We start from the raw sequence: 10,479 nt of genomic DNA, 5'->3' as shown, positions 1-10,479 counted from the left end.
AGACGAGCCGACTCGGCGGTGTCTGCGTCACAACGGGCCGACTCGGGTCAGGTGGGGCATGAGGCCGGTCCCGGACTGATGTCTCAGCCGTTCCACTGCTGCGGCGCCGGCTCCTCGCTGATCGCCACGGCGATCCAGGGCGCCAGGACGTACGCCGGGATCGCCAGCAGCGGGAGGCTCGTCATCGGGGTCGCGATGATCACGAACGCGGCCCCGGTGCAGAACCGGCCCAGGCCGGCGCGTGCGCTCAGGAAGGCCCCGAGCACCGGCCCGATCAGCCCGACGACGATCATCAGCGGCACGCTCTCCAGCCGCGACAGCTCGATCCCGGACCTCGTGACCGCGAGGTAGACGGGCAGCACCGTCACCAGGCTCACCAGCGCGGCCACGCCCCAGGCCTGGTAGGAGCGGGCCAGGCGCTGCCCGTTCGTCAGCGCGGGAGTCGTCATCACACGGTTGGTCATGGGCGGAGTCTCCCAGCGCACCCTGCGCAACCGGCCCCGAGACGCGCGAGACGGCGGAAACCGGCACCTGGACCGTTCAGGCGCGGCGCGTCTCCAGGACCCGGAAGCCCTTGGCGCTGCCGATCCGCTCGGTCGGGAACCCCTGCTCGCCGAGCCAGCGCTGGAGCGAGTCGCCGCCGAGGTTCTTGCCGACGACCATGACCGCGCGGCCGCCGGGGGCCAGGCGCGGGAGCCAGGTCAGGAGGAGCTCGTGGAGCGCCTGCTTGCCGATCCGGATCGGCGGGTTGCTCCAGATCTCGTCGTACGTCACCTCCGGGTCGATCTCGGCCGGGACCGCGGCGCGATATCGGTCACCGATCCCGAGACCAGCCGCGTTCTCGTTGGCCAGCAGGACCGCCCGCTCGTTGACGTCGACGCCGGTGACGTACGCCTCCGGAGCGACGAGCCCCAGCGCGAGCCCGATCACGCCGTAGCCGCAGCCGAGGTCGAGGATCCGCGCACCGGGCTTCAGCGAGGGCGGCTCGGTCTCCTTGAAGAGCACCGAGGTGCCGATGTCCAGGCGGCCCTTGGCGAAGACTCCCGACCCCGAGACCAGCGACAGGTCCATGTCCCACACGGTGGCCGAGACGGGGATCCGCTCGAAGGGCACCGACGGGTCGGCGGAGAAGTAGTGCTCGTCGTCAGTCCCGGTCAAGCTCGCTCGCCTCTCTGCGGTTCATGGTGCGTTCGTGCTGGGCCGCCAGCATCTCGTCGGGCGGGTAGGCGACCTCTTCGAGGGTCAGACCGTTGGCCGGCGCGATCGGGATCGACGAGGACCGTGAGCGTGTGGCCAGCGACTCCTTGGCCCAGGTGACGTCCTTGCGGCCCTCCCCGATCACCATCAGGCACCCGACCAGCGACCTCACCATCGAGTGGCAGAACGCGTCGGCCAGGACGGTCGCCTCGATGATCCCGTCGGGCCGCCGCTCCCAGCTGAGCTGGCGCAGGTCGCGGATCGTGGTCGCCCCCTCGCGCGGCTTGCAGAAGGTGGCGAAGTCGTTGAGCCCGACGAGATCGGCGGAGGCGACGTTCATCAGCGACAGGTCGAGCGGCCGGGTCCGGTAGAGCACGTGGCCGCGCTGCAGCGGGTCGACGTACGCAGGGTCGTCCACGATCCGGTAGACGTAGCGCCGCGACAGCGCCGAGAACCGGGCGTTGAACCCCTCCGGCGCCTCGATGGCGGCACGGATCCGCAGGTCGGCCGGGAGGATCCCGTTCAGCCGGCGCACCAGCGCATCGAGCGGCGACTGCTCCGAGCGTCCCCGCGAGGACTCGAGCACCTCGGCGTCGATGTCGAAGTGCGCCACCTGACCGCGGGCGTGCACGCCCGAGTCGGTGCGCCCGGCGACCGTGACCCACACCAGGGACCGCTCCCCCGTCGACGGCACCCGCAGCGCGGTCGCCAGCGCGTCCTGCAGCACGCCCTGGACGGTACGCAGCCCCGGCTGGGTCGCCCAGCCGTGGAACATGGTGCCGTCGTAGGCGAGGTCGATCCTGATGCGCACGTCACTCATTGTCCCAGCAACACCTGCCCCGAGCGGAATGCGCGAGGACGCTTTGCCACACTTTGTCCATGCACTATGTGATCTTCGGAGCGGGCGCGGTCGGCGGCGTCGTGGGCGGACTGCTGCACCGAGCAGGGGTCGAGGTCACCCTCGTAGCCCGCGGCGAGCACCTGCGCGCGATCCAGGACGCCGGACTCACCCTCGACACCCCCGACGGCGTGCTGACCCTCGACGTCCCCGCCGTCGAGGGCGCGAGCCAGGTCTCCTGGACCGAGGACACCGTTGTGCTGCTCAGCGTCAAGGGCCAGCAGACCGAGGCCGCGCTCGAGGACCTGGCGGCGTACGCCCCGGCCGGAACTCCGGTCGTCGCCCTGCAGAACGGCGTCGCGAACGAGCCGCGCATCCTGCGGCGGTTCGCCCGGACGTACGCCATCCATGTCGTCCTCCCCGCCACCTTCCTGACGCCGGGAACGGTCGTGCAGGACTCGGGCGAGAGGCCCGGCATCCTCGACATCGGCCGCTACCCCACCGGCGTCGACGAGACCGCCACCGCGATCGCGAACGACCTGGTCAAGGCCGGTTTCCTGAGCGAGCCGCGTCCCGACATCATGGCGTGGAAGTACCGCAAGCTCCTCAACAACCTCGGCAACGGCATCAACGCGGCGATCACCCCCGGTGCCAGCGACGAGGAGATCTACGCCCGGTGCCTGGCCGAGGCGGAGGCCGCTCTCGACGCGGCCGGCATCAGCGTCGTCACCTCCGAGCAGGATCGGGCCCGGCGGGCCGGCCACATCACCAGCCGCGGCAGCCGCAACCACAGCTCGACGTGGCAGAGCCTCGCTCGCGGCACCGGCGTCGAGATCGACTACCTCTCCGGCGAGATCGTGCTGCTCGGTCGCCTCCACGGCGTCCCGACCCCCGTCAACGAGGCCATCCAGCGCGCGGTCCACGACATCGCCCGCACCGGCGCCGAGCCCGGCAGCCTCGACGGCACCGCCTTCCTCGCCGGTCTCTGACCATCCACCCGAAAGGGGTGGTCACCCGGCAGCGGATCGGGCAGTCTGCCTGGCATGAGCTATGCCGCGCCGCCGCCGTCGCCGTTCCCGCCGACCCACGTCGCCGGGGCGTCCCGCCGGTCGACCAGGGCCGCCACCATCGTCGTGATCGTGGCCGTGGTGATCCTGCAGTTCGCGATCGCACTGGTCGGCCTCGTCCTGACGTACGTCCTCGACGCGTCGGAGACCAGCATGACCCTCACCACGATCGCGACGATCGTGCTCAACGCACTGGTGTACGCCGTGGTGGCAGCGGGCGCGGCGTACATCGCCCGCACCCCGACGGGCCGGCTCCTCGGGATCGTGCTGCCGATGCTCTCCTGGCTGTTGAGCTCGGGGCTCTGGTACGGGCTGCCCCGGCTGCTCGACCTCTACAGCGCGGCCGTCGCCAGTCTGCTCGGACCGCTGTTCCTGGTGATGGTTCTGGCCGGCTGGGGATGCGCTGCCTGGACCGGCCGCCGCTGGCTCATCGGGCTCCCGGTCACCTATCTGCTGCTCCTCGGCGTGCATGCGTCGCTGTCGCTCACGTTGACGCCGGACGTGTCCATCGACAACATCGCGGTGATGCTGATCGTGACCGCATTCACCACGCTCGCGACGACCCTGGTCCTGGTCCTCGGCGGGGTGGTCTGCTGGCTGCTCGACCGGACCGAGCAGGCCGCCGGGCAGTGACAGTCGGGAGATGACAGTGGCCCGCCACCCTCGCGGGTGACGGGCCACAGTTCAGAGCAGATCAGGCCTTGGCCTCGTCCTCGGTGGTCTCCGCAGCGGGAGCCTCCTCGGCAGCAGCCTCGGTCTCGACGACCTCGGTCTCCTCGGCGGCGGTCTCCTCGACCGGCGCCTCCTCGACCTTCTCCTCGACGGGAGCAGCAACCGGAGCCGCGGCAGCCGGAGCAGCCTTGGTCTTCGGCTCGTACGCCTCGTTGACGAGCTCGATCACAGCCATCGGAGCGTTGTCGCCCTTGCGGGGACCGATCTTGGTGATCCGGGTGTAGCCACCCGGACGCTCCGCGAACTGCTCGGCGATCTCGGTGAAGAGGGTGTGCACGACGGACTTGTCGCGGATGGTCTTGAGGACCTCGCGACGGTTGTGCAGGTCACCCTTCTTGGCCTTGGTGATCAGCTTCTCCGCGACGGGGCGGAGGTGCCGGGCCTTGGCCTCGGTGGTGGTGATGCGGCCGTTCTCGAACAGCGCGGTGGCGAGGTTCGAGAGGATCAGCTTCTGGTGCGCGGGCGAGCCGCCGAAACGGGCACCCTTCTTCGGGGTAGGCATCGTGCCTGCTCCTTCTCTCCGGCCGTATCAGGTACCGGGGTAGACGCCCCTCACGGGGCGGTTTTGGTGGAAACTCAGTACTGCTCGTCCTCGACGAACGCGTCGTCGTCATCGTCACCGTAGGCGGCGAGGGCGGCGGACGGGTCGAAGCCCGGAGCGCTGTCCTTGAGGGACAGGCCCATCTCGTGCAGCTTCAGCTTGACCTCGTCGATCGACTTGGCACCGAAGTTGCGGATGTCGAGCAGGTCCTGCTCCGAACGCGAGATGAGCTCACCCACGGTGTGGATGCCCTCGCGCTTGAGGCAGTTGTAGGAACGGACGGTCAGCTGCAGGTCCTCGACCGGGAGGGCGAGGTCGGCGGCGAGCTGCTCGTCGACCGGCGACGGGCCGATGTCGATGCCCTCGGCGTCGACGTTCAGCTCGCGGGCCAGACCGAAGAGCTCGACGAGGGTCTTACCGGCCGAGGCGATCGCGTCGCGGGGAGCGATCGACGGCTTGGTCTCGACGTCGATGACGAGCTTGTCGAAGTCGGTGCGCTGCTCGACACGAGTCGCCTCGACCTTGTAGCTGACCTTGAGGACCGGCGAGTAGATCGAGTCGACCGGGATGCGGCCGATCTCGTTCTCGGCGCCCTTGTTCTGGACCGCGGAGACGTAGCCACGGCCACGCTCGACGACGAGCTCGAGCTCGATCTTGCCCTTGTCGGACAGCGTCGCGATCTTCAGGTCGGGGTTGTGCACCTCGACACCGGCCGGCGGCGCGATGTCGGCGGCGGTGACGTCACCGGCACCGGACTTGCGCAGGTACATGGTGACAGGCTCGTCGTGCTCGGAGGAGACGACCAGACCCTTGAGGTTGAGGATGATCTCGGTGACATCCTCCTTGACGCCCTCGATGGTCGAGAACTCGTGGAGAACGCCGTCGATCTTGATCGAGGTGACCGACGCACCGGGGATCGAGGAGAGCAGGGTGCGGCGAAGAGAGTTGCCCAGCGTGTAACCGAAGCCCGGCTCGAGGGGCTCGATCACGAAGCGGGAGCGGAACTCCTCGACGGACTCTTCCGACAGGGTGGGGCGCTGTGCGATAAGCACTGATTTGTCCTTTCCGGGCCGACCGCTATTTGACGGACCCGAACTTCAAGGGGTGATGACGGAAGGCTGTGGGGGCGGCAAGGCCCCGGCGTACGTCTTCTGTGAAGTTTGAACGCCGGGGACTCGCCATCGTTACTGCGTGGGGCTGATCAGAGCTTCGAGTAGTACTCGACGATCAGCTGCTCCTGGACCGGGACGTCGATCTGAGCCCGGACCGGGAGCTGGTGGATCAGGATGCGCATGCGCGACGGCACGGCCTCGATCCACGCGGGGACGACGCGCTCGCCGTGGGTCTCGCGAGCCACGATGAACGGGGTCATCTCCAGGGACTTCTCGCGAACGTCGATGACGTCGTGAGCCGAGACCTGGAACGAAGGCACGTTGACCTTCTTGCCGTTGACCAGGAAGTGGCCGTGGACGACCAGCTGGCGGGCCTGGCGGCGGGTGCGGGCGAAGCCGGCACGGTAGACGACGTTGTCCAGGCGGCCCTCGAGCAGCTGGAGCAGGTTGTCACCGGTCTTGCCGTCGCGGCGGTGGGCCTCGGCGTAGTAGGAAGCGAACTGCTTCTCCATCACGCCGTAGGTGAAGCGAGCCTTCTGCTTCTCACGAAGCTGGAGGAGGTACTCGCTCTCCTTGATGCGGCCGCGGCCGTGCTGGCCGGGAGGGTAGGGGCGCTTCTCGAACGCCGCGTCGTTGCCGACAAGGTCGACACCGAGACGGCGCGACTTGCGGGTCATGGGTCCGGTGTAACGGGCCATTACTCTTCAGTCTCCTTCTATGTCTCGGTGGGGATCAAACGCGGCGGCGCTTGGGCGGACGGCAACCGTTGTGCGGGGCCGGCGTGACGTCCTGGATGGTGCCGACCTCGAGGCCGATCGCACCCAGGGAACGGATCGCGGTCTCGCGGCCCGAGCCCGGGCCCTTGACGAAGACGTCGATCTTCTTCATGCCGTGGTCCATCGCGCGGCGGCCAGCGGCCTCGGCGGCCATCTGGGCGGCGAACGGGGTGGACTTACGCGAGCCCTTGAAGCCGACGGTGCCGGCCGAGGCCCACGAGATCACCGCACCGGTCGGGTCGGTGATCGTGACGATCGTGTTGTTGAACGTGCTCTTGATGTGGGCCTCGCCCTGAGCGACGTTCTTCTTCTCCTTGCGACGGATCTTCGTCGCACCCTGACGGGTCTTCGGAGGCATGCATTAACTCCTGTGTTGGCTGGTCTGTGAGATCGAGGCGAAAGCCAGATCAACGCGCAGAGCGCGTCGGATCACTTGGCCTTCTTCTTGCCGGCGACGGTGCGCTTCGGGCCCTTGCGGGTGCGCGCGTTGGTCTTGGTGCGCTGACCGCGGACCGGAAGGCCCTGGCGGTGACGGCGACCCTGGTAGCTGCCGATCTCGATCTTGCGACGGATGTCAGCCTGGACCTCACGACGGAGGTCACCCTCGGTCTGGATGCCCTGGGCCTCGATCTCGTCGCGGAGCTTGACCAGCTCGTCCTCGGCCAGAGCGTGCACCCGGGTGTTCGGGTTGACGCCGGTGGCCTCGAGGAGCTTCTGCGAGGTGGTACGGCCGATGCCGTAGATGTAGGTGAGAGCGATCTCCACGCGCTTGTCGCGCGGAAGGTCAACACCTTGGAGGCGTGCCATTGTGTTCCTTCTGGTTGCGACAGAGGTGTCGGTCGGGTCGCGTCCCGGGGTGGCACCCTCGGGCTCCGGCCTCTGCTCCGGAGGTGACTTCGGACCTGCGTCCTAGCGACTCGATGAAGTATTCAGTTGTGCTGCGAGCTGGGACTCAGCCCTGGCGCTGCTTGTGGCGCGGGTTCTCGCAGATCACCATGACGCGGCCGTGGCGACGGATCACCTTGCACTTGTCACAGATCTTCTTCACGCTCGGGTTGACCTTCATGTCAGCCCTTTCTTTGTCTAGACCGGCTTACTTGTACCGGTAGACGATGCGACCGCGCGTCAGGTCGTAGGGGGACAGCTCGACCACCACGCGGTCCTCGGGGAGGATCCGGATGTAGTGCTGTCGCATCTTGCCGCTGATGTGGGCGAGAACCTTGTGTCCGTTGCTCAGCTCCACACGGAACATGGCGTTGGGGAGAGCCTCCACGACGGTGCCCTCGATCTCGATCACGCCTTCTTTCTTCGGCATGCCCTCTGCAATCTGTTGGTCGGTCATCTACCGTTCAAACCACGGATCGGATGACCCGCGGGCGGTCCGGGAACCTCTCCGATGCTCGGAGTGGACCTCGTGAAGCCATCTGCATGTCTCACCCATGAGCGCACAGAAGCGCGCTGCCCGGGCAGCCGCGAGGCACGACGAGACAGACCCACGTTGGACCGACTACCAAGCCTAGACCCCTAGAACAGCAATGCCCTAATCGTCAAGCCCTGGCGGCCGTGTCCGCCTCAGCGACCTCCGCGACGTACGCCAGGGCCGTCTCCGGATCGCCGAGGAACGGTCCGAGGTCCTCGGGGTGCGGGAACAGCCGGGTGAACCGGTCCGCCACCGCCTGGTGCTGGGTGGCCGCACCGAGCACCTGCTGCACGTGGTCGGGCAGCGGGTTGAGCAGCGCGTCGGTCAGGCCGGTCGAGTGCTGGGCACGGGTCTCCCAGAAGATCTCGAAGGTCGCCTGCATCCACTCCGGGTCGAACGGCTGGTCGCCACGCTCGAGGATCGCCTGGGTGTAGATGCCGGCGCAGTGCGCGGCGTTGTTGGCGCCCTGCCCCGCGATCGGGTCGTTGACCACGACCACGTCACCCATGCCGAAGACGAAGGTGTCGTCGGCGACCTCCGCGTAGGGCTTGCGGATCGTGCCGGTGAACGCACCCGAGAGCGAGGCGCGGGCGTCGGTGGGCTCGCAGTCGCGCATCAGCTCGCCCTCCCACGGCATGTGCTCGAGCATCAGGTGCTGCAGCCGGCGCAGGTGCTCGTCGGGGCGTGGCCGGTCCCAGAAGCAGTCGAAGGGACCGTCCGGGATCGCCTCGACGAACGCGACCCGGCTGGGCCCGAACTGGGTCAGCGCGCTGATCACGAACAGCTCCCCCACGCCGGGCGCGACGTTGATCCGCATGCTCCCGGCCGGGAAGTCGTCGGGCTCGACCATGCCGTGGAGGTAGATGGCCGAGAGCGCACGGCCGGGGGTGACGTACTTGGACCGGACCGGGTCGCGGTCGAACAGCTCGACGATCTCGCCCTTGCCCGCCGCGATCAGGGTCAGGTCGTACATCGACGCCAGGCCGGCCAGGTCCGAGGTCATCACCGGGTGGTAGATGACCCGGCCGCCGCGGTCCTCGAACAGCTCCATCCAGGTGGACATCTTCAGGCGCTGGTCGACGGACATCGCGTACGGCTCCCAGGGGCCGTCGAACTTCAGGGCCCGGACACCGGGCTCCGGGCTGACCGAGATGCCGACCGCGGGGATGCGCGGCGCCTCGTCCTCCCACAGGTTGAGGTCGTAGGCGCGCTCGTAGGCCAGGGCCGGGTCGAACATGACCTGTGTCGACGTCGGCCAGCCGTCGCGCAGCTCGTCCGGCGTACGCGCCGACATGACCGTCACCTCATAGCCCTCGGCCTGGAGGCTGAGAGCGAGCTGCATGCCGGCCTGTCCGGCACCGACGATCAGGATCTTGCGCAATGAAACTCCTTCGGAGTGGGGGCGCCTCCGGGCTCAGGCGCGTGTGGGGGTGGTCTTCATCGTGTGCGAGAGGCAGGCGACGAGCGCCTTGGCCGTCGATCTGCGGTCGCGAGCGTCCACGGTCACCAGCGGTGTCCGCTCATCGAGGCAGAGCGCGTCGCGCACCTTCTCCAAGGAGTGGGTCAGCTTTCCGTCGAACAGGTTCACCGCGACGATGAACGGGACGTCGGAGTCGTTCTCGAAGTAGTTGACCGCCGGGAAGGACGCGTCGAGCTGACGGGTGTCGACGAGCACGAGCGCACCGCTGGCACCGCGGCACAGGTCGTCCCACATCGGCCAGAACCGGGGCTGGCCCGGGGTGCCGAACAGGTAGAGCAGCAGGTCGGGAGCGAGGGTGACCCGGCCGAAGTCCATCGCGACCGTCGTGGTCGTCTTGGCGCTCGCGTCCGAGAGCGGGTCCACCGACTCACCGGCCTGCGTCATCCACGCCTCGGTGTTGACCGGCGGGATCTCGGAGACCGAGGCGACGAGGGTCGACTTCCCGACACCGAAACCACCCGCGACCACGATCTTGGCAGAGGTGACGTTCAGGGCCGGGCGGTCAGCCGAGCTCGGAAAGGCCATCGATAACTCTCTTCAACAAACGGTGGTCGAACGGGGAGTCGTAGGCCCCGTCATTGATCTGCAGGTGCTCGGTCGAGGCGAGGTCCTCGAGCAGCACGCGCGTCACCCCGAGCGAGATCCCGCAGTGCGCGGACAGCTCCGCGACCGACTGCGGTCCGAGACGTACACGGTCGTAGAGCCTGCGCGACTCCGGCGTCAGCTGCGCGGCCGCACGGGCGTCGAAGTGCGCCGCCGAGACCAGCGTGTGCACGTAGAGCTGGTGCTTGGTCTTGGTGCGGCCGCCGGTGAGCACATAAGGACGTACCCATGGGTTCTGGCCCACGCTCACGCCCGCTCCCCCGCCATCGAGCTGACCGTCATCTGGCGCAGCTCGTCACGCATCTGCGGGGTGAGTACGTGGCCGACGGCGTCGACCATCTGGGCCATCTTGTGGGCGACGACGCCGAGGTTCGCGCCGGCACCGACGAGAACGGCGAAGCCGGCGAGATCGCCGATGCCCATGAAGAGGAAGTGTCCGGTGTGGAACTTGAGCATCACCTGGTCACAGCCGGGCTCGCCCACCTCGCGCGCGATGTTGTTGCCGAGGCTGATCACGCCGGCGGTCATCGCGGCCAGCGGGTCGGCGATGTTGGCGGACATGCCGCCGGCTCCGATCAGCGGGAGGCCGTCGGAGGAGACGATGAGCGCGTGGGTCACACCGGGGGTGGAGCTGGCGAAGTTGTCGATCAACCAGCTGAATTCCTTGGGGTCGCGGGGGACGACCGGGCTTTCCATGACGAAAGGGTTCCTTT

The 10,479-nt window shown here is 68.2% G+C and carries 16 protein-coding genes; 2 read left to right on the top strand and 14 right to left on the bottom strand.

Going from position 1 to position 10,479, the window contains the following annotated elements; all coding sequences use genetic code 11:
• Positions 1-83: 83 nt before the first annotated feature.
• The 3 genes from UG56_RS20910 to truA all read right to left on the bottom strand — a co-directional run bounded on the left by UG56_RS20910 (position 84) and on the right by truA (position 2,008).
• A complete protein-coding gene (locus tag UG56_RS20910) occupies positions 84-464 on the bottom strand; it encodes a hypothetical protein (protein WP_045550333.1) in 381 nt (126 codons plus the stop codon).
• A gap of 76 nt (positions 465-540) precedes the next feature.
• Positions 541-1,158 (bottom strand): class I SAM-dependent methyltransferase, encoded by a 618-nt coding sequence (locus tag UG56_RS20905; RefSeq protein WP_045550332.1) that lies wholly within the window; start codon positions 1,156-1,158, stop codon positions 541-543.
• Positions 1,145-2,008, bottom strand: a complete 864-nt coding sequence (truA, locus tag UG56_RS20900) for a tRNA pseudouridine(38-40) synthase TruA (RefSeq protein ID WP_084101375.1) — start codon at positions 2,006-2,008, stop codon at positions 1,145-1,147. Before truA ends, UG56_RS20905 begins: the two co-directional genes overlap by 14 nt.
• A 68-nt stretch (positions 2,009-2,076) precedes the next feature.
• Between truA and UG56_RS20895 the strand changes: the two genes are divergently transcribed.
• Together UG56_RS20895 and UG56_RS20890 are read left to right on the top strand one after the other, a co-directional pair.
• Positions 2,077-3,024, top strand: coding sequence for a ketopantoate reductase family protein (locus tag UG56_RS20895; RefSeq protein WP_045550330.1), 948 nt, complete (start codon positions 2,077-2,079; stop codon positions 3,022-3,024).
• A 54-nt stretch (positions 3,025-3,078) separates the two neighbouring features.
• On the top strand, positions 3,079-3,735 hold the full coding sequence (locus tag UG56_RS20890) for a hypothetical protein (protein WP_045550329.1): 657 nt from the start codon (positions 3,079-3,081) through the stop codon (positions 3,733-3,735).
• A 61-nt stretch (positions 3,736-3,796) separates the two neighbouring features.
• Here the strand turns inward: UG56_RS20890 and rplQ are convergent, their stop codons facing one another.
• The 11 genes from rplQ to UG56_RS20835 form a co-directional block, all read right to left on the bottom strand.
• Positions 3,797-4,336, bottom strand: a complete 540-nt coding sequence (gene rplQ / locus UG56_RS20885) for a 50S ribosomal protein L17 (RefSeq protein ID WP_045550328.1) — start codon at positions 4,334-4,336, stop codon at positions 3,797-3,799.
• Positions 4,337-4,410: 74 nt separating this feature from the next.
• Complete coding sequence (locus tag UG56_RS20880) at positions 4,411-5,427, bottom strand: DNA-directed RNA polymerase subunit alpha (protein ID WP_008361061.1); 1,017 nt, start codon at positions 5,425-5,427, stop codon at positions 4,411-4,413.
• A gap of 149 nt (positions 5,428-5,576) precedes the next feature.
• Positions 5,577-6,185: a 30S ribosomal protein S4 gene (gene rpsD / locus UG56_RS20875; protein WP_045550327.1), complete on the bottom strand. Its 609-nt coding sequence runs from the start codon at positions 6,183-6,185 to the stop codon at positions 5,577-5,579.
• Positions 6,186-6,219: 34 nt separating this feature from the next.
• The gene (gene rpsK / locus UG56_RS20870; protein WP_008361058.1) at positions 6,220-6,621 is read right to left on the bottom strand and encodes a 30S ribosomal protein S11; all 402 of its coding nucleotides are present in this window, start codon (positions 6,619-6,621) and stop codon (positions 6,220-6,222) included.
• 71 nt (positions 6,622-6,692) lie between these two features.
• On the bottom strand, positions 6,693-7,070 hold the full coding sequence (rpsM, locus tag UG56_RS20865; RefSeq protein ID WP_008361056.1) for a 30S ribosomal protein S13: 378 nt from the start codon (positions 7,068-7,070) through the stop codon (positions 6,693-6,695).
• Between the two features lie 145 nt (positions 7,071-7,215).
• Positions 7,216-7,329 (bottom strand): 50S ribosomal protein L36, encoded by a 114-nt coding sequence (gene rpmJ, locus UG56_RS20860; protein WP_008361054.1) that lies wholly within the window; start codon positions 7,327-7,329, stop codon positions 7,216-7,218.
• Positions 7,330-7,356: 27 nt separating this feature from the next.
• The gene (infA, locus tag UG56_RS20855) at positions 7,357-7,578 is read right to left on the bottom strand and encodes a translation initiation factor IF-1 (protein WP_011757309.1); all 222 of its coding nucleotides are present in this window, start codon (positions 7,576-7,578) and stop codon (positions 7,357-7,359) included.
• A 232-nt stretch (positions 7,579-7,810) separates the two neighbouring features.
• Positions 7,811-9,064 carry a styrene monooxygenase/indole monooxygenase family protein gene (locus UG56_RS20850; RefSeq protein ID WP_045550326.1) on the bottom strand — a complete coding sequence of 418 codons (1,254 nt, stop codon included), beginning with the start codon at positions 9,062-9,064 and terminating at the stop codon, positions 7,811-7,813.
• Positions 9,065-9,097: 33 nt separating this feature from the next.
• The gene (locus tag UG56_RS20845) at positions 9,098-9,688 is read right to left on the bottom strand and encodes a GTP-binding protein (protein WP_045550325.1); all 591 of its coding nucleotides are present in this window, start codon (positions 9,686-9,688) and stop codon (positions 9,098-9,100) included.
• A complete protein-coding gene (locus UG56_RS20840; protein WP_045550324.1) occupies positions 9,666-10,016 on the bottom strand; it encodes a DUF742 domain-containing protein in 351 nt (116 codons plus the stop codon). The genes UG56_RS20845 and UG56_RS20840 overlap by 23 nt, the downstream gene beginning before the upstream one ends.
• The gene (locus UG56_RS20835; protein WP_045550323.1) at positions 10,013-10,462 is read right to left on the bottom strand and encodes a roadblock/LC7 domain-containing protein; all 450 of its coding nucleotides are present in this window, start codon (positions 10,460-10,462) and stop codon (positions 10,013-10,015) included. Before UG56_RS20835 ends, UG56_RS20840 begins: the two co-directional genes overlap by 4 nt.
• Between the last annotated feature and the right edge of the window lie 17 nt (positions 10,463-10,479).

It is taken from the genome of Nocardioides luteus, assembly GCF_000960475.2.
Taxonomy (GTDB): Bacteria; Actinomycetota; Actinomycetes; order Propionibacteriales; family Nocardioidaceae; genus Nocardioides; species Nocardioides luteus_A.
This window is presented reverse-complemented; position numbering and strand designations above follow the sequence as displayed.